The organism is Streptomyces sp. BA2, assembly GCF_009769735.1.
Classification (GTDB): Bacteria; Actinomycetota; Actinomycetes; order Streptomycetales; family Streptomycetaceae; genus Streptomyces.
The window spans coordinates 517,807-536,179 of record NZ_WSRO01000001.1 but is presented as its reverse complement, the minus strand read 5'-3'; the positions used below and the strand labels follow the sequence as shown (position 1 = coordinate 536,179).

Sequence of the window (18,373 nt, the reverse complement as noted above, 5' to 3'; positions counted from 1 at the left end):
TCCGGCGCCGGGGTGTCCCCGGCGGCGCCGCACCGTCAGGCCGCCGCCTTCACCGCCTTCACCGCCTTGCGCAGGGCGTCGGCGCGGTCGGTGCGCTCCCAGGTGAAGTCCGGCAGCTCACGGCCGAAGTGGCCGTACGCCGCGGTCTGGGAGTAGATGGGACGCAGCAGGTCCAGGTCGTGGATGATCGCGGCCGGGCGCAGGTCGAAGACCTCGGCGATGGCGGCCTCGATCTTCTCGACCGCGACGGTGGCCGTGCCGAAGGTCTCCACGAACAGGCCCACCGGCTCGGCCTTGCCGATCGCGTACGCGACCTGCACCTCGCAGCGGTCGGCGAGGCCGGCGGCGACGACGTTCTTGGCCACCCAGCGCATCGCGTACGCCGCCGAACGGTCCACCTTGGACGGGTCCTTGCCGGAGAACGCGCCGCCGCCGTGGCGAGCCATGCCGCCGTACGTGTCAATAATGATCTTGCGGCCGGTCAGGCCCGCGTCGCCCATCGGGCCGCCGATCTCGAAGCGTCCCGTCGGGTTGACCAGGAGGCGGTAGCCCTCGGTCTCCAGCTTGATGCCGTCATCGGCGAGCTGCGCCAGTACGTGCTCGACCACGTGCTCGCGGATGTCGGGGGTGAGCAGCGAGTCCAGATCGATGTCTGCGGCGTGCTGCGACGAGACCACCACGGTGTCCAGGCGGACCGGCCGGCTGCCCGAGTACTCGATGGTGACCTGGGTCTTGCCGTCGGGGCGCAGGTAGGGGACGGTGCCGTCCTTGCGGACCTCCGTCAGACGACGCGCGAGACGGTGGGACAGCTCGATCGGCAGCGGCATCAAGGCGGGCGTCTCGTTCGTGGCGTACCCGAACATGAGGCCTTGGTCGCCCGCGCCCTGCCGGTCGAGATCGTCGCTCTCCCCGCCCGCCGCGGCGCCCTCGACACGAGACTCGTACGCCGTGTCCACGCCCTGCGCGATGTCGGGAGACTGCGCGCCGATCGACACCGAAACGCCGCAGGAGCCGCCGTCGAAACCCTTCGCCGACGAGTCGTAACCGATGTCGAGGATCTTCTTCCGCACCAGCGCGGCGATGTCGGCGTACGCCGATGTCGTCACCTCACCCGCGATGTGCACCTGACCGGTGGTGACCAGGGTTTCGACCGCGACACGCGAAGCGGGATCCTGGCCCAGCAGCGCGTCGAGAATGACGTCGCTGATCTGGTCAGCGATCTTGTCGGGATGCCCCTCGGTCACAGACTCCGAGGTGAACAGACGACGGGACACGACGGTTCCTCCTGTTGCTTCAGCTGAATAGACAGTCCCCGACCGTTCTGGAGAACTGCTTGAAGAGGCGTGGTTGCCGGGTGGCGCCCGGGATGTGAGCCGAGGCCGTGGTGCCTCACAGCACGGCCGGTTCCGCCTCTCGGATGCCGTGCTCCACACCGATGGACCCGCCGCGTCGCTCGGGTCCCGCGCCGCGCAGCGATGCGGCGACGTCCATGACGTAACGGCCGTAACCTGACTGCCCGAGCTGCTCCCCGAGGCGGTAGCAGTGGTCGGCGCTGATGAATCCCTTGCGCAGGGCCACTTCCTCGACACACGCGATCCGCAGCCCTTGGCGGCGCTCCAGGGCCTGGATGTAGTTCCCCGCGTCGAGGAGCGAATCGTGGGTGCCGGTGTCCAGCCAGGTGAATCCACGGCCGAGGTCCACCAAGTGGGCCTTGCCACGGGCCAGATAGTCCAGGTTGACGTCGGTGATCTCCAGCTCGCCCCGCGGCGAGGGCCGCAGCTGACGGGCGATGGAGACGACGTCGTTGTCGTAGAAGTACAGGCCGGTGATGGCGCGGTTGGAGCGCGGGTTGACGGGCTTCTCCTCCAGCGAGGTGAGCCGCCCCAGCGTGTCCGCCTCGCCGACCCCGTAGCGCTCGGGATCGCGCACCGGGTAGCCGAACAGCAGGGCGCCGTCGGTGTGCGGCACATGCTCCTGAAGCAGAGTTGAGAAGCCGGGCCCGTGGAAGATGTTGTCCCCGAGGACCAGCGCGACGGAATCGTCACCGATGTGGTCGGCGCCGATGGTGAACGCCTGCGCCAGACCCTGCGGTTGGGCCTGCTCGGCGTAGGAGAGGTTGATTCCGAGCGAGCTGCCGTCGCCGAGTACGGTCCGGTACTGCGGCAGGTCCCGCGGCGACGAGATGACGAGGATGTCCCGGATGCCCGCCAGCATCAGCACGGACAGCGGGTAATAGATCATGGGCTTGTCGTAGACGGGCAACAACTGTTTGGACACCCCAAGCGTGATGGGGTGCAGCCGGGTGCCGTTGCCCCCGGCCAGGATGATGCCTTTCACCGGATGTCACCTCGTGTCGTCGTCTGCTCTGGGCCGTCCCCAACTCCTGGCCCACCGAGCATGGGAGGCCTCGGTCGAAGGTGAGTCGTGGCCGCGCGGAGCACCCCCGCCACGACGTTGAGCAGCCTTCCAGCGTGTCTGGATCCCCCACGGCGACAGTCGGTGCACTGCCCGCCCCTGTTGCGGCACCACCACGACGAGCGAGGAAAGTGGTTGCTGATGCCAAGCTGGCCGACTACCGGTACGGAACTGCGCGTTCGGGCGCAGGAGCTCGCCACCGTCGCCGCGCGCCATGCCGACAGGGCCGACGCCGAACGCCTGCTGCCAGGGCCCGTGGCCGAGGGGATCCGCGACGCCGGATTCGCCCGGCACTTCGTTCCCGCCCGCTGGGGCGGCCGGGACGGCTCGGCTGTCGAACTTCTGGAGGCCGTGTCCGCCCTCGCACAGGGCTGCACATCGGCCGGCTGGTGCGCGTCGGTCATCGCCGCCGCCGGCCGGATGGGCGCCTACCTGCCCGAGGAGGCGCAGCAGGAGCTGTGGGCGAAGGGCGCGGACAGCACCGTCGTGGGCGCGCTGATCCCCCGCGGCAGCGCCACCGCGGTCAGGGGCGGTTGGCGGGTCACCGGCGAGTGGAGCTTCACCAGTGCCGTGGACTTCTCCGACTGGGCCCTCGTCTGCGCGCTTGCTCCCGAGGACGGCAAGCAGGTGCCCTGGTTCTTCGCCCTTCCGCGCGAGGACTACCGGGTGGCCGACACCTGGACGTCGCTCGGGATGCGCGGCACGGGCAGCAACACCTTGCTCGCGGACAACGTCTTCGTGCCGGCGCAGCGCGGATTCCTCCGGGAGGACATGCTCGTCGGCCGTAGCGTCGGCTCCGACGCCCGCTGCCACACGGCGCCGTTGCGCCTCCTGAGCGGGCTCGTCTTCGGCGCACCGGCGCTGGGGGCCGCCCGGGCCGCGCTGCGCGCGTGGGAGGACTCGGCCCGCGGCGCGGCCGAGGAAGAGACCGGGCCGCTCTCGGCACTGGCCCGGGCGACGATCGCGGTGGACAGCGCACAACTTCTGCTCGAACGGGCCGCGCGAGTGGCCGACGCGCCTCAGGCCACGCCCCTGGAACTGGTCCGTTCCCCGGCGGACTGCGCGTACGCCGTGGAACAGCTGGTGGACGTGGTCGAGTCGCTGCTGCGTGCGTCGGGCAGCGCGGGCCAGCTCGCCGGTCATCCGGTGCAGCGCGTCTGGCGCGACGTGCACAGCCTGGCCAGCCATGTGGCGCTGCGTTTCGACCCTGCGGCCCGCGCCTACGGGCGCCAACTCCTGGACGGTTCGGGTGCTCTGTGAGCCCCGCGGACCTCGACGACGTACCCGAGCCGGCCAGCCGGCTCACTGACGAAAGGCGGTTCGCGTGAGCGACTCGATCCCCGACACCATCGGCACGGCCCCGGACGCAGCCGTCCCCGCCGAACTGTACGTACAGGTGCAGCAGTTCTACGCCCGCCAGATGGGACTGATCGACGACGGCCGGCCCGACGAATGGGCCGAGACCTTCACCGAGGACGGCGTGTTCCAGGAGGCCAGCCGGCTGTCCGAACCGCTGCGCGGCCGGGACGCCATCCGGGCCTCGTCACGAGCCCGCAAGAAGCGGCTCGACGAGGAGAAGGTCGACTTCAGGCACTGGCTCGGCATGCTCGACGTGACCCGCGAGGACGACGGCTCACTGCGCACCCGTGCGTACGCGCTGGCCATGCGCACTCCACGCGGAGGCGCCCTCGACATCTTCGCCAGTGTGATCTGCCACGACCACCTGGTGAATGTGAACGGCAGCTGGCAGGTCCGCCACCGCGATCTGCACCACGACGGCTCCGGCCGTGACTGACCTCGCTGAGGAGCTTTCGTGAAATTCGGGATTGTCTTCTTCCCCACCGTCGGCCCCGCCGACAAGCCCGCACAGCAGTACTTCGACGAGTCGCTGCGCCTGGTCGACCTCGCCGAGGAACTCGGCTTCGACCACGTGAAGATGGTGGAGCACTACTTCTTCGCCTACGGCGGCTACAGCCCCGACCCGGTGACCTTCCTGGCTGCCGCGGCAGGCCGCACCCGGCGGGTGCGTCTGGGCACGAGCGCCACCATCCCGGCGTTCCAGCACCCGGTGAAGCTCGCGGGCAAGCTGGCCATGCTGGACAACATCTCCAACGGCCGGGTGGACGCCGCCTTCGGACGGGCGTTCCTGCCCGACGAGTTCAAGGCCTTCGGCATCTCCATGGACGAGTCCAAGGACCGCTTCGTCGAGGGTGTCGACGCGATCAAGCGGCTGTGGTCCGAGGAAGACGTCGTCGTCGACGGCCGCTTCCACCAGTTCGGTCCGGTGACGCTGCTGCCGCGGCCGGTTCAGCAGCCGCACCCGCCGGTGTTCGTGACCACGGCGCGCAGCGCCGAGTCCTGCGCGGAGGCGGGCCGCAACGGCCACCACCTGCAGACGGTGCCCAACGTGATGTCGACCGAGGAGCTGCAGTCCCGGCTCGAGCTGTACCGCGCGCAGTGGGCGGCCTCCGGCCGCACCCCGGGCACGGAGCAGATCCACTTCAGCTACCCCTGTGTCGTCGACTCCGACGGCGAGCAGGCCCGCGTCAAGGGACGCCACGACGACGACCGCAACTCGGCCGCGATCCATCAGGCCGTCGCCGCCTGGGGAACCACGCGATCCGACGCCTACCCGGGGTACGAGAAGCTCTTCGAGGCCACCAAGCACTCCCACTTCGAGTCCAAGCTGGAGCAGAACAAGCTGCTCATCGGCGCCCCGGAGCAGGTGCGCGGTCAACTGGAGCAGATCTCCGACTGGTTCGGTGACGACATCACGATCAGCCTCGGCGTGCACTCCGGGCATCTGTCCTTCGAGGACGCGGCGACCACGATGCGGCTGATGGCCGAGCAGGTCATCCCGAAGCTGGGCGAGGGGCGCTGATGGGGACCGCACAGCGGCCCACGGTCGCCGTCATCGGTGCCGGCACGATCGGTCTCGGCTGGATCGCCCTGTTCCTCGGGCACGGTCTGCGGGTGCGGGTCAACAGCCGCAGGCCCGACGCCGAGGCCATCGTGGCCGAGGCACTTGAGCTGTACGCCCCGTACCTCCCCGAGGGCACGGCGGATCCGGCGACGTTCGGCGAGCGGCTTGAGTTCGAGCCCGACATCGAGCGGGCCGTCGCGGACGTGGACGTCGTCGTCGAGAACGCCCCGGAGAACCTGGCCCTGAAGCAGGAGCTCTTCGAACGGATCGGCAAGGCCGTCCCGGCACACGCGCTGATCCTGTCGTCCACCTCCACCCTGAACCCGGATGACATGGGCGCGAGGATGGCGGACTCCAGCCGCCTGGTCGTCGGCCACCCCTTCAACCCGCCGCACGTGGTGCCGCTGGTCGAGGTGGTCGCGGGTGAGCGGACGGCGCCGGACGCCGTGGAGGAGGCAGTCGCGTTCCTGGAGTCGGTCAGCAGGGTTCCGGTGGTGCTGCGCAAGCCGATCCTGGCCTTCGCCGCGAACCGGCTGCAGTCGGCTCTGCTGCGCGAGTCCGTCCACCTGGTGCGCGAAGGCGTGGTCTCCCTCGAAGAGCTGGACCGCGTGGTCACCCACTCCATCGGGCTGCGCTGGGCGACCGTGGGCCCCTTCCTCGCCTTCCATCTCGGCGGCGGCAAGGGCGGTCTGCGCAAGTGGCTGACCACCCTCGGCGCCGGTCTCGAGCAGGGCTGGGAGCTGCTCGGCCGCCCGCCCATGGACGACGCCACCATCCAATCGCTCATCGAGCAGGCGGAAGAGGCGTACGGCGCACGGTCCTTCGAGGAGCTGGTGCGCGAGCGCGACGCCAAGCAGACCGCCGTCCTGCGGACACTCGCCGAGGTGTCCCAGCGGGGCTGAAGGGTGCCGAGGCCGTTTCGGTGACCGCGTATCGAGCGGTTCTCGAAACGGCCTCGACCCGTTCGAGAGATCATGATCCGAATCCCGAATCCCGATTCCCCAACCGACGATGAATGCGCGGTGATCGCCATGAAGGCTGCAGCCCTGACGACGTTCGGCGGACCTGAGGTCCTGACGCTGTCGGACGTGGCCCCTCCTCAGGCCGGTCCAGGTGAGGTGCGGGTGCGGGTGCGGGTCGCGGGTGTCCAGCACTTCGACGCCCGTATCCGCGGCGGCTGGACGCCGCCCTATCTGAAGGCGGTCGAGCCGCCGGTGGTGCCCGGCAACGAGTTCGCCGGCGTCGTCGACCAAGCCGGCGAAGGCGTCACGGAGTTCGAGGTGGGCGCCGAGGTGCTCGGGTTCAGCACCCTGGGCTGCTACGCCGAGTACGTGGTGGCGCCGGTCGCCAAGGTCGTGCACAAGCCGGCGAACATGCCGTGGCAGATCGCCGGCGGGTTCTCCGGCAACGGCCAGGGCGCGCACATGGCTCTGCAGGACATGAAGGTCGGCCCCGGCGACACCGTGCTGATCCACGCTGCCGCGGGGGCGCTCGGCACGTTCTCGGTGCAGCTCGCCAAGGCGTGGGGGGCCACCACGGTCATCGGTACGGCCAGCGAGGCGAATCACGCGTATCTGCGGTCCATCGGTGCCGTGCCGGTGACGTACGGCGAGGGTCTCGCCGACCGAGTGCGGGCCGTGGCACCGCAGGGCGTGGACGCCGCGATGGACAACGTGGGTCCCGAGGCCCTGCGCGCCTCCGTGGAGGTGGTCAAGGACCGCAACCGGATCCGCACCATGGTCGCCGATGAGACGGCCCAGGAACTGGGGGTGCCCCTCCTCGCGCCCGCCCGGTCGACCACGCGTCTGCGCGAGCTGGTCGAGCTGTACGCACAGGGCCGCATCGAGCTGCACATCCGGGGCGCCTATCCCCTGGCGCGGGCCGCGGACGCGCACCGGGCCCTGGAGACCGGGCACGGACACGGCAAGATCGTCCTCACGCTCGACTGAGGTACGCGGTACGCGTGTGGCCCGCCCCAGCTGAGAGGGGCGGGCCACACGCGTACCGGAGCTCACCGCGTCTCCAGGTGCTCCTTCACGCCCCCGAGAAGCAACCGGGCCTTCGCGCTCAGCTCGCGCCGTACGAAGGACGTGGCCTCGGCCGTGCTGTTGCCCTGGCCCAGCATCCGCTCGACGCCGTCCCGGTCGATGACAGCCGTCTGCTCGGACGTCACACGGGCGCCCTTCGGCGTCGGTGCGATGTGCCAGCGGACATGGTGACTGCTGCCGATCGGCGGCAGCACGAGTTGCTTGTACGCGATGGTGTGCGCGGGGCGGCCCACCCGCGCGGTCCGCATGGCGAGCAGCCCGCCGGCCGCCTCCACCGTGTCGATCTCCACGAGTTGCAGCCCTTCGGCATCCTGCAGGGTCTTCGCCCGCGCGACGTGCGTCAGGATCCTGGGCCAGGCACGCACGTCGTACAGGGTGCGGTACACCTCGCCGGCCCGCGCCTCGATGTCGACGGTGTCGGTGACGGTGACGAGCAACTCCGGTGTCTCGTTCGCCAGTTCGGCCGCTGTCCGCACGGCCTCGGTCTCGGCGCCGGCGATCGTGTCGATCACGTGGTCGGTGGCCTCGCGCGCCGCGGGATCGTCCTCGGTGAGGGTGTAGCGGTGCAGCAGCCGGACGGTGCACTCCCGCTCGGACAGCGGCTCGACGACCCACGTGCGCTGCATGGTCGCCAGCGGGGCCTCGGGCGTCTGGGGACGGAAGTCGATGCGCAGCCGGGCCTCGTCCAGGCGCCGCAGGGCGATCCAGTGCCCGACCTCGTCCCCGGTCGTGGTCCACATCCCTACCCGCTCGAAGTCCCCTTCGGTTCCCAGGAGTTCGACGTGGACGAACGGCCGGAACATCCAGGGCCAGTTGTCGAGGTCGGCAAGGAGCCGGTAGACCTGCTGGGCAGGTGCCGCCACCTTGACCTCGTGCGCGGCTCGCGCCGCCTGCTCGTGTACTGCCATGTGTCCTGGTCCTCCCGCTCTCGGGGCTGCTGCCTCTCGGGGCTGCTGCGGTGCACTGCCTCGTCGAGGGTCGCCAGGACCCCTGGAGGAACGGTCGAGGTGTGCCCAAGGCCCGCGCGGCGAACGGCGAACGCCCGTGGGCGCTCGGCGGGGGTCGCCGAGGCTCACGGGCGCGGGGTGCGCGGCCGGGCCGGGTCAGGAGGCGGCGGGCAGCCGCTGGGAGAGGAACTTCTCCAGCGTCAGCAGGCCGGGGTGCTGCTTTCGCAGCGCCGGGATGTCCGCCTGGTAGCCCTCCTCGGCGAACCACACGAACATCCGGTCCTCGATGGGCTGCGGCTCAAGGCGGGTCGGCGTACCGGTGAGCCGCTCGTAGACCGCGGCGACCTCGGAGAAGCTGATCTCGTCACCGCCGAGCGCGACCTGGCGGCCGATGTACTCCTTGGGCTTGTCGAAGGCTTCGGCAGCGAAGAAGCCGATGTCGTCGGAGGCGATGAACTGCATCGGCCGCTCGGGCTTCACCGGCAGCTTCATCACTCGCTCGCCGTCCTCCACGGAGAAGTACAGCAGGTTGTTCATGAAGAACACCGGCCGCAGGATCGTGGTGGGGATGTCGAGCGACAGGACGTGCTTCTCGATCTCGGCCTTGCTCTCGAAGTGGTCGATGCCGCTGCCGCGCTCGGCACCGTCCACGGAGCTGTACACCAGGTGCGCGACGCCGCTCTCCTTGGCCACATCGGCCACCGTCTTGCCCTGGCGCACCTCGTCGGCGAGGGTCTCCGGCTCGTAGGCCAGCGCCTGCACGCTGAACACACCGTGCACGCCTGCCATGGCACGACGCAGCGACTCGACGTCGTCGAGGTCACCCTGGACGAGTACGGCGCCCTGCTCCTCGATCGCCCGCGCCTCCGGCTTGTCGGGGTTACGCACCAGTGCGTGCACGGTCCATCCGCGAGACAGCAGCTCGCGGGCCGTGGCGCCACCCTGGTTCCCGGTGGCGCCGACGACGAGAATGATCTTGTTGTCGCTCAACGTCATACTCCTTGATAGCTGTTGTACTGAGTGTCCGACCTCAAGCAGGCTTGAGGTCAAGGTGGATCGGGATCATCGAAAGTGACCTGGATCACTTTCCGATGAGGTCGAGCAGGCGCGGCACGATCTGGTCGGGGCCCGGCTCCGCGGTCAGCGCACGCGCGCCGTCCCGGACGGACGCGCGCAGCCCCTCGTCGTGCAGCAGTGTCTTGAGCAGCGCCGCGTCCACGTCGCCCGGCTCGCGGTTCAGGCCGAGCCCGCACCGCTCGATCATGGCGGCGTTGAGCCAGTTGTCGGCGCCGTGGGGCATCGCCAGCTGCGGAACCGCGGCGTGGGAGGAGGCCAGAGTGGTCCCCGCACCGCCGTGGTGGATGACCGCGTCACACGTGGTGAGCAGCGTGCTGAGCGGCGTATAGCCGACGAGCCGCACGTTGTCGGGCAGCGTGCCCAGGGTGTCGAGTTCCGGGTCGTCGCCGAGCGCGAGCACGAACTCCGCGTCGACGTCACCGGCCGCGTTCAGCACGCTCTCCAGGCTGCCGACACCACTCACACGGGGCACCGTGGTGCCCAGCGTGACACAGACGCGGGGGCGGCTCTTGGGCTCGGCCATCCAGTCGGGCAGGGTGCCGCCCCCCTGGAAGGGGACGGCCCGCATGGGCCATCCCTCGCCCTCTCCGTGCATCATGTGCTGGGGAGCGAAGTACAAGGACGTGATGGAGGGCAACTCGGCCGGGACGCCCGCCCGTTCGTACAGGGGAGTCAGGTACGGAAGGTAGCGCTCGGGCAGCGCTCCCTCGCGCATGAAGCTGAACCCGTGGTCGACCGCCGGCACGCCCAGAGCCCGCGCGGCGACCAGTGCCGCCCCCTGCAGCCGGGAGTACACGATGAGATCCGGCTGCCAGGCCTCGGCGAAGCGAAGGGTGCCCTCCAGCATCAGATCGCTGACCCGGGAGAACTTCTCCAGGATGGTGTCCGGCGTCCGCGGGTTCTCGGCAACGGCCAGTCCCAGCTCCCGGCTGGCGCGCGCCCGCTCCTGAGCCGATCCCGGCCGCCTGAAGACGGCGGCGAAATCGGCACCGGGCGACACCTCACGCACCGCGAAACCCGCGTGGGCCGCGGCCTCGGTGGAGACACCCGAAGTGGCCACGGCGACATCGTGACCCGCGACGCGGAACGCCCAGGCGAGACCGGACGATGGATAGAGATGGGCCAGTCCCGGAGAGACGGCGAACAGCACGCGCATCGCGTCGACCTCGATTCCATGATGAGACACCGTGAGAGCTGACGGCTACCGGCGCAGAGACTGCCCGGCGCCTCTCGACGTCTCCTCGAGAAGCGCACGAGACGCTCACGAGGCCGGACGGCCCGAGTCCGACCGCTGCCGCGGCGCGGCGTCCGCACCGCCCGCGTCCTGTCGATCCGCCGCCGGTCGCATGCGGGGCAACAGGGCTGCGGGGATCAGGGCCACGAGGGTCAGCCCCGCGGACCACCAGAAGGTGTTGCCGTAGGCGCCCGCTTCGGCGGCCGGCGCGGCGGAGGCGTCCGCCAGCTGGAGCCCCAGGACGAGGGCGATCACCGCGGTGCCGGACGAGGCCCCGACCCGCTGGACGACGCTGATGGTGCCGGTCGCCCGGGAGATCCGCTCCGCGGGCACGTCGCGGTAGGCGGCGGTGACGATGGCTACCCCGAGCAGGCCGACCCCGAATCCGCGCACCACGAGGGCGGCGCTCAGCAGCGACACCGGCGGATCCGCGGAGAGTTGGGTGAAGGGAAGCGTGCCGACGAACGTCAGGACGGTGCTGCCGATCACCAGCGGCCGGGCCCCGTACCGGTCGGCCAGCGACCCTGCCACCGAGATACCGATCAGCGATCCGATGCCCTGCGGCGCGAGCAGCCAGCCGACCTCGCCCGCGTCGTAGCCCCGTACTCGCGCATAGAACAGCGGGAGCAGCAGCAGGGGGCCGTAGACCGCGATGCCGTGCAGGAAGGTCATCACGGAGGAGGCGGTGAACGTCCGGTGGACGAACAGCCGCAGGTCGATCAGGGGAGCCTCCACGCGCAGCGCGTGGACGACGAACGCGACGAGCAGCACGGCACCGACGGCCAGGCACAGCGCGGGCATCGCGCTGGAGGCTTCCCCCGCATCGGCGATGCGGGAGAAGCCGTACACGAGCAGCACCAGGCCGGGCGGCAGCAGCGCCAGACCCACCCGGTCCAGCGGTGCCTTGCCCGGCGGGAGTCCGGCGGGCAGCACCCGCCACGACAGGACCAGCGCCAGCAGGCACAGCGGAATGTTGATGAAGAAGATCCAACGCCATCCGGCGGCCGCGACGATCACACCACCGAGCACCGGCCCCATGATCGGGGCCAGTTGGCCGGGGATGCCGACCATGCTCATGATCCGGCCGAAGCGCTCCGGCCCCGCCGCCTGGGCGAGGATCGCCATGTTCAGCGGGAGCACAAGGCCGCCCCCGATGCCCTGGACGACCCGGAAGGCGACCAGGCTCTCCAGTGACCAGGCCAGGCCGCACAGCACCGACCCGACCAGGAAGACCGTCAGGGCGGACATCCACATGCGTCTGGCGCCGAAGCGGTCGATGGCCCACCCCACCACGGGGGTGACCAGCGCCATGGTCAGCAGATACGCCGTGCTGGCCCAGGCGACCGCGCTTTCCGAGGCGTCGAACTCCCGGGAGGTGGCGTCCAGCGCGACGGTCACGATGGTGGCGTCCAGAAGAGCGGCGAACGAGCCGACCATCTGGACACCGGCCAGGACGATCAACGGCCGGCCCAGGGGCGGCGCTTCGGATTTTGTCGGCATGGTAGGGGGCTCAGTCCTTCCAGAGCGCGGCCAGCGTGGCCCCGTCGTCCGAGGTCGTATAGCCCGCGACGGCTCCATGGGCGTTGATCTGGTAGCCCTCACCGGCACCGGACTCCAGGACGCCGAGCTTGGTCACCGTGCCGTCGGGTGCCCACCGCACGGCGTGCGTCTGACCACCCGGGGCGTAGGTGTAACCGGTGCTGTATCCCTCGTCGTTGATGCCCCAGCTGGAGCCGCCGGTGTCCCCCGGCAGCAGTTCGAGCGCCACCGGGGTGCCGTCGGCCTCCCACCGCAGCGGACGGATCAGCGGATGGGCGCCTGCCACGTACGAATGGCCCACGGCGACACCCGCGTTGTTGATCCAGCTCGCATGGCTGGAGTTGTCCCCCGCCAGGGGTTCGAGCTCGGTGGGCGTCCCGTCGGCGGCCCATCGCAGCGAAGTGAGTACGCCGCCGGGCGTGCCCGAGTAACCGACCGACACGCCGCGGTCGTTGATGCCGCCGACGCCTCCGGCCGGGTCGCCGGGCAGCGTGGTCAGCGCGGTGACCTCGCCCCTCGCACTCCACCTGACCGGCCGGTGCACACCGGTCGGGGTGCTGGAGATGCCGACGGCGGCGCCGTTGTCGTTGATCCCGTAGGCGCGCGTCTCGGTGGCGCCCGGCAGGCCCGGCAGTCGGACCACCGCACCGGACCGGGTCCACTTCACGGCGTCCTCGACCTTGTCCCGGCCGGCCGACATGCCGACGATCGTGCCGTCCTCACGGACGGTGTACGCGATGCTCTCCGTGTCTCCGGGCAAGGTGCCCAGGTCCTTCACGCGGCGGCCGTCCGCGCTCCAGCGCGCCGCGTGGGTGTGTCCCGCGGCGGTCCCGGCGTAGCCCACGACCACGCCGTTGTCGTCGATCCCGTAGGCCGTGCTGAACGTACCGCCGGGCAGCGGGGCCAGGACGGTGCCGGCGGGCGCGGCGTGAGCCGAGGCGAGGGGGGTGGCGGCCAGGGTCACGCCCGCCGCGACGACAGCGAGTACGCGGCGTACGAGAGAGCCCCGGCCCCCTGTGCGGACGGGTGCGGCCTGCTTCACGGGGAGAGGGTGGGACAGCACGTCAGTCCTCCCACAGGGTCGAGCGGTTCTTGCCGTCGGTCGTGCTGGTGAAGCCCGCCGTCGAGCCGAAGTCGTTGATGCCGTACACCGCGGCGTGACCCACACCCCCGGTCAGGTGGGTGGGCGTGCCGCCGGCACTCCAGCGCACCGCCTTGCGCTGGCCGTCGGGCGCGACCGAGAAGCCGATCGCCGTGCCCGAGTCGTTGACGCCGAACGCCTGGGCCGAGGCGTCACCCGGCAGCGGCGCCAGCTCGGTGACCTTGCCGCTGCGGCTCCAGCGCAGCGCGTGCGAGGTCTCTCCGGTGACGGAGTTGCCGACCGTGATACCGGTGTCGCTGGCCGAGATCGCCTGGGCCCCGGTGTGCCCCTTGGGCGCGTTGAGCGCGGTGACGTCGCCGGCACGGTTCCACAGCACCGCGCGGCTGCCGCCCTGCGCGTCCTTGGAGTAACCGGCGGTCGTCCCGGTGTTGGTGATCCAGGCGGCGCCCGAGGCCTGGTCGCCCGGCAGCGGGGGAAGCAGGCTCAGCTTGTTGTCCGCGCTCCATCGCACGGCCTTGTAAAGCCCGTCGCTGCCGGTCGCGAAACCGACCACGGTCCCCGCGTCATTGACGGCATACGCCCTGGCTATGGTCGAACCGGCGGGAGCGGGCAGCTCCGTGATGGTGCCGGTGCGGTTCCACTTCACGGGCCGCTGGGCGCCGTTCGGGACGTAGGACCGGCCCACCAGCGCGGTGCCCTTGTCGTTGACGGTGTAGGCGACGCTGTCGGTGTCCCCGGGCAGCGTGCCGAAGGCGTCGGCGTTGCCCTGCTTGTCCCAGAGGACGGCGCGGTTGGAGCCCTCGCTGTTGTTCGAGTAACCGACGACCAGACCGCCGTTGTTCACGTCGAAGGCGAGGCTGTTGTTTCCACCGGGCAGCACTCCCAGGTCGGTGCCGGCCGTCTGCTCCGCGCCGGAGGCGGCGGTGGCCGTACCTGCCGTCACGACCGCCGCGACGGCCACGGCCGCGATGCGCAGGGCGGATTGGGTCTTCATGTGGGTCCTCTCATAGGGCATGGGTCACAGGCCGTAAGGCCTGCGGGGGGGAGCGAATCGCGCCGAAGCGCGCGGGCGTCAGCGGTGCTGGGCGCGCGGTTTCAGGCCGAAGGCCTCGGCGAGCAGCTCGTAGCAGCGCATCCGCGCCTTGTGGTCGTGGATCGAATTGATCACGGCCACTTCGTCGACGCCGAGGGTGTCCGCCAGTTCGGTGATGCGGGAGTGCACCTGCTCGGGCGTGCCGACGGCGTTGCGCACGTAGGCGTCGTGCCCGTCGTGTCCGGGCCCGGGGTCCGGGGCGAGCGCGGCCTCCTCGCCCAGCTCCTCGATCGCCTGCTGGGGCGAGGGGACCGGCCCGGCGATCCCCGCCTCCATGCGCTTGCGGAACAGCCGGTGGCCGGAGAACAGTGCGCGGGCCTCGGCCTCCGTCTCCGCGCAGTACACCCCGATGCCCAGGATGACGCGCGGCCGGTCGCCCGCGGTGTGCGGCACGAACGCCTCGCGGTACCGGCGCACCGCCTGCTCGGTCTGGTCGGGACCCAGGAAGTGGGCGTAGGCGTAGGGCAGTCCGAGCCGAGCCGTCGCCTCGGCGCTCGACACGCTCGCCCCCAGCACCCAGACGTCGGGGCTGCCGGGCATCTCGGGCGAGGGACGCAGCCCTTCATGGGCGTGCCCCTCGGGGAAGTCCTCACCGCCGACGAAGGTGCGCAGCTCCTGGACCTTGTCGAGGAAGTCGCTGCCGTCGAGGGGATCGGCCGCGTCCCGCCGCAGCGCGCGGACCGCCGGTTCCCTGGACAGGTGGGCACGGCCCACCCCGAGGTCGACCCGGTCCGGATAGAGCGCGTGCAGCACCCGGAAGACCTCGGCGACCTTGAACGGGCTGTAGTACGGCAGCAGTACGCCGCCGGAGCCGACCCGGATGCCGCTGGTCCGCGCCAGGATCTGGCCGGTGAGGATCTCCGGCGCCGCCCCCGCCTGGAACGGGGAGGCGTGGTGCTCGGCGACCCAGTAGCGGTGGTAGCCGAGCTCGTCCGCGAGGGTGGCGAGTTCCAGGCTGTGCTGCAGCGCCTCCGCGGGACTGAACCCGTCGGGTACGGGTGACTGGTCGATGACGGACAGATGCATGCGTGTGTCTCCTTCAGCGCCTGGCGCGGGGCTCTGGCGACGGGGCACCGTCCTGCGCGGGGCCGGCGACGTCACGGGCCTGGGTGGCGGGGTGCTCCGGGTCCAGGCCGAGGGTGAGGATCCTGGTCGGGTGGATCCGGATGATGTCGTTGCTGTATCCGGTGGTGGGGGCACCGGTGATCGCCTCGGCCCACCCCCGGACCTCCACGCAGCGCACCTGCCAGGGGTCCGTCGAGGGAATGTCGTCGACCACCAGGCTGACCAGCGGGTTCGCCGCGATGTTACGGAACTTCTGGGTCTGGCCCATGGTGTAGCCGCCGATGTCCACCGTGCCGGTCTCGGTGTTGACCGAGAACGCGACCGGGCGGGTCTGGGGCTGCCCCTTGGGGCTGACAGTGGCGAGCCGGCCCAGCTGCGCCTCGCGCAGATAGGCCAGTTCCAGGTCAGTGAATGGCATCGCCGTCTCCTCCCCCCCGCGTTCAGGCCGCGGTGCCGACGAAGTAGCCGGGGCGGCCGCCTGCGGCTTCCACGTAGTCGACCTTCAGACCTGCCTGGCTGAAGGCGGCCTCGTAGTCGTCGGGGGTGAACAGCGTGAGCTCGTCGATCTCGCTGCGGTGCTGTACGCCCTCGCGGTCGGCGAGGACGTAGTGGAGCTCCATGCGCGCGATGTTGCCCACGCGCGTCGAGTGGGAGACACGGGTGATGGTGCGGCCCTCGTTGGTGAGGGCGTGGCCGGAGACGTGGTTGTCGAGGAACGTCTCGGGGAAGTACCAGGGCTCGATCACCACCACACCGCCCGCGGACAGGTTCCGGGCGAAGGCGCGCAGTGCCGCGTTCAGGTCCTGCGTGGTCCGCAGATAGCCGATCGAGCTGAACATGCACACGATCGCGTCGAAGGAATTCTCCAGCTCGAATTCCCTCATGTCCTCCTGGTGCAGCGGGGTTCCGGGCAGTCGCTGCGCCGCCACCTTCAGCATGTGTCCGGACAGGTCCACCCCCTCGACCCGTGCGAAGTGCCCGGCGAAGGCCTCCAGATGGACGCCCGTGCCGCAGGCGACGTCGAGCAGACTGTCGGCGTCCTCCTTCTTCTCCCGGATCAGGCCGGCCACTTCTTCGGCCTCGGCCTTGTAGTCCTTCCTGTCCTGGTACAGCAGGTCGTACATCTCGGCGGCGCTGTTGTTCTCGTACATGAGGCATCCCAGATCGTCGCGTTCGGTTCGCCGGGGGCAGGTCTGCGCGCCGGCCGATGCTGAGCGGCATTCATCGTCGGGACGTCGCCTGGAACATGGCTCGACGTCCGATCCACGGGCCGCTCCGGTGTCCGCCGGGCCAGAGGTGGCCGACGGAAGCTGAGGGGAGGTCAGGCGGGTACGCCGTCCGCCTCCAGGTGACGCCGCCGTACCAGCCAGCGGCCTGCGCGGCGCACGAGTTCGTCATGGCAGAGCACGTGCCCGCGGATCCGCAGGGACCCGCCCGGGGGAGTGGCCATCGCAAGGCCGTAGTACCGCGTGCGCACACTGCCGTCCGCCTGCGGCTGTACGTCGAGCATGGCGAGCCAGTGCCGGAAGTCGCCGGTCCCCTGCGCGGCGATGTGGGCGAGTGCCTCACGCATGGACCGCAGAATGGCGGGCTGCCCGGTGTCCGGTGCGTCCTGGAAGTTCGAGCCGAGCACGGCGTCCTCGGTGAACGTCCGCGACCACGCCACCGGATCGGCGGTGCTGCCGTCCAGCAGGTTCATCTGGCGGGCGTAGAACTCCTGTACCTGAGCGTAGAGTTCCACGGAGACGTAGGGGGCGTCGGGTGGAGAGACAGTCATGCGTCCGGCCTTTCCTCGCCCAAGGGCGAATTCTCACAGGGGAATTGGGGCGGGGAGGGGCTGACGTAGCCGTCAGGCACCGCGGACGGCGACCCGGGGCAGCAGACCGCCCGCCGGGCGCACCCGCGCCGGGGCGTCCAGCGCCGTGCGGGGCCGAGAAGGGTCGGTCGACTTCACACCGAGCAGCCGGATGTGCATCTGCTGCAGCTCGTACGAGGGCTCAAGTCCCAGCTCTTTGGCGAGCAGCCGGCGCACGTCCTGGTAGGCCTGCAGCGCCTCGGCGCGCCTGCCGGAGGCGCCGAGGGCGGCGATGAGCTGGGTGTGGAACCACTCGTTGAGCGGATAGTCGTTGATCAGTTTCCGCAGCTCGGGTATGGACTCGCGATGCCGGCCGAGCTGGTCCTCGGCCTGGATCCGCAGCTCGAAGGCGCGGATCCGCAGCTCCTCCAGGTGCACGATGTGCCCCCTGAGGAGGTCTCCGGCGGGCGAGTTGGACAGGGCGGGGCCGCGCCACAGGGCGAGCGCCTGACGTACGGTGCTCAGCGCCGCGCCCGGGTCCTGGTCGTTGAGCTCGCCGCGGGCCCGCGTCACAAGGCGCTCGAAGATCTTGACGTCGACCTCGTCGTCACCGATCTGGATGGCGTATCCGGGAGCGCTCGTGACGATCAGTTCGCGGTCGGCCGGCGCGAGTCCTTCGCCGACGAACATCCGGCGTGCGTGGTAGATGTACGTCTGCAGCGTGGTCACGGCGCTGCGCGGCGGATTGTCCCCCCACAGTTCCTGGATGAGCGACTCCGCGGTGACGATCTCGTTCGCCCTCGTCAACAGCAGCGCGAGAGTCTGACACATCTTCGGAGTTCCCGGCCGATAGGTCCTGCCGTCATCGGCGACGATTTCGAACGGGCCTATCAGATTGAATCGCATGGAATTAACTCCTCATCACATAGAGATGACGGCTTTCCAGAGCTGAAGAGGTTTCATCCGGTGCCTCCAGCGACCACCTGCCGGGATTCCTGACGAGTCTCTGCGGGCGCGAAAGGGAACGTCAAGGAAAAAACTTCAGAACTGAGTGAAGTTACTTCAGACATCTGCCGGGGCCTTAGCGATACCGCACCTGAAAGGCGTCCGTGAATGACGTCGGGACGTCGTCGAT

The 18,373-nt window shown here is 70.2% G+C and carries 18 protein-coding genes; 5 read left to right on the top strand and 13 right to left on the bottom strand.

The features are described 5' to 3' along the window. Window positions 1–35: 35 nt before the first annotated feature. Together metK and rfbA are read right to left on the bottom strand one after the other, a co-directional pair. Window positions 36–1,274, bottom strand: a complete 1,239-nt coding sequence (metK, locus tag E5671_RS02205) for a methionine adenosyltransferase (protein ID WP_160502139.1) — start codon at window positions 1,272–1,274, stop codon at window positions 36–38. 115 nt (window positions 1,275–1,389) lie between these two features. Then, a complete protein-coding gene (rfbA, locus tag E5671_RS02200; RefSeq protein WP_160502138.1) occupies window positions 1,390–2,337 on the bottom strand; it encodes a glucose-1-phosphate thymidylyltransferase RfbA in 948 nt (315 codons plus the stop codon). A 219-nt stretch (window positions 2,338–2,556) separates the two neighbouring features. On the opposite strand from rfbA, the gene E5671_RS02195 reads away from it, so the two are divergent. From E5671_RS02195 to E5671_RS02175, 5 genes are all read left to right on the top strand, one after another. Next, window positions 2,557–3,675 (top strand): acyl-CoA dehydrogenase family protein, encoded by a 1,119-nt coding sequence (locus tag E5671_RS02195; protein WP_160502137.1) that lies wholly within the window; start codon window positions 2,557–2,559, stop codon window positions 3,673–3,675. A 64-nt stretch (window positions 3,676–3,739) separates the two neighbouring features. Beyond that, window positions 3,740–4,210, top strand: coding sequence for a nuclear transport factor 2 family protein (locus tag E5671_RS02190; RefSeq protein ID WP_336605628.1), 471 nt, complete (start codon window positions 3,740–3,742; stop codon window positions 4,208–4,210). A gap of 18 nt (window positions 4,211–4,228) precedes the next feature. Beyond that, window positions 4,229–5,296, top strand: a complete 1,068-nt coding sequence (locus E5671_RS02185; protein ID WP_160502136.1) for an LLM class flavin-dependent oxidoreductase — start codon at window positions 4,229–4,231, stop codon at window positions 5,294–5,296. Beyond that, window positions 5,296–6,240 (top strand): 3-hydroxyacyl-CoA dehydrogenase NAD-binding domain-containing protein, encoded by a 945-nt coding sequence (locus E5671_RS02180; RefSeq protein WP_160502135.1) that lies wholly within the window; start codon window positions 5,296–5,298, stop codon window positions 6,238–6,240. The genes E5671_RS02185 and E5671_RS02180 overlap by 1 nt, the downstream gene beginning before the upstream one ends. A gap of 129 nt (window positions 6,241–6,369) precedes the next feature. Next, window positions 6,370–7,287, top strand: a complete 918-nt coding sequence (locus E5671_RS02175) for an NADP-dependent oxidoreductase (protein WP_160502134.1) — start codon at window positions 6,370–6,372, stop codon at window positions 7,285–7,287. A gap of 62 nt (window positions 7,288–7,349) precedes the next feature. On the opposite strand, the gene E5671_RS02170 is transcribed toward E5671_RS02175, so the two are convergent. From E5671_RS02170 to E5671_RS02120, 11 genes are all read right to left on the bottom strand, one after another. Further along, complete coding sequence (locus tag E5671_RS02170) at window positions 7,350–8,294, bottom strand: aromatase/cyclase (RefSeq protein WP_160502133.1); 945 nt, start codon at window positions 8,292–8,294, stop codon at window positions 7,350–7,352. Window positions 8,295–8,489: 195 nt separating this feature from the next. Then, a complete protein-coding gene (locus E5671_RS02165; RefSeq protein ID WP_160502132.1) occupies window positions 8,490–9,329 on the bottom strand; it encodes an NmrA/HSCARG family protein in 840 nt (279 codons plus the stop codon). 85 nt (window positions 9,330–9,414) lie between these two features. Next, a complete protein-coding gene (locus tag E5671_RS47270) occupies window positions 9,415–10,596 on the bottom strand; it encodes a nucleotide disphospho-sugar-binding domain-containing protein (protein WP_202120937.1) in 1,182 nt (393 codons plus the stop codon). Between the two features lie 75 nt (window positions 10,597–10,671). After that, complete coding sequence (locus E5671_RS02155; protein WP_160502131.1) at window positions 10,672–12,144, bottom strand: MDR family MFS transporter; 1,473 nt, start codon at window positions 12,142–12,144, stop codon at window positions 10,672–10,674. A 10-nt stretch (window positions 12,145–12,154) separates the two neighbouring features. After that, a complete protein-coding gene (locus E5671_RS02150) occupies window positions 12,155–13,225 on the bottom strand; it encodes a hypothetical protein (RefSeq protein WP_160502130.1) in 1,071 nt (356 codons plus the stop codon). Between the two features lie 22 nt (window positions 13,226–13,247). After that, window positions 13,248–14,279, bottom strand: a complete 1,032-nt coding sequence (locus E5671_RS02145; RefSeq protein ID WP_160502129.1) for a hypothetical protein — start codon at window positions 14,277–14,279, stop codon at window positions 13,248–13,250. 78 nt (window positions 14,280–14,357) lie between these two features. Then, a complete protein-coding gene (locus tag E5671_RS02140; RefSeq protein ID WP_160502128.1) occupies window positions 14,358–15,404 on the bottom strand; it encodes an LLM class flavin-dependent oxidoreductase in 1,047 nt (348 codons plus the stop codon). A 13-nt stretch (window positions 15,405–15,417) separates the two neighbouring features. Next, the gene (locus E5671_RS02135) at window positions 15,418–15,861 is read right to left on the bottom strand and encodes a PPOX class F420-dependent oxidoreductase (RefSeq protein WP_160502127.1); all 444 of its coding nucleotides are present in this window, start codon (window positions 15,859–15,861) and stop codon (window positions 15,418–15,420) included. Window positions 15,862–15,883: 22 nt separating this feature from the next. After that, window positions 15,884–16,594, bottom strand: coding sequence for a class I SAM-dependent DNA methyltransferase (locus E5671_RS02130; RefSeq protein WP_160502126.1), 711 nt, complete (start codon window positions 16,592–16,594; stop codon window positions 15,884–15,886). Between the two features lie 170 nt (window positions 16,595–16,764). Continuing rightward, entirely contained in the window at window positions 16,765–17,220 is a 456-nt protein-coding gene (locus E5671_RS02125) for a nuclear transport factor 2 family protein (protein ID WP_160502125.1), read from the bottom strand. A 72-nt stretch (window positions 17,221–17,292) separates the two neighbouring features. Beyond that, window positions 17,293–18,144 (bottom strand): AfsR/SARP family transcriptional regulator, encoded by an 852-nt coding sequence (locus E5671_RS02120; protein WP_202120936.1) that lies wholly within the window; start codon window positions 18,142–18,144, stop codon window positions 17,293–17,295. Window positions 18,145–18,373 lie beyond the last annotated feature (229 nt).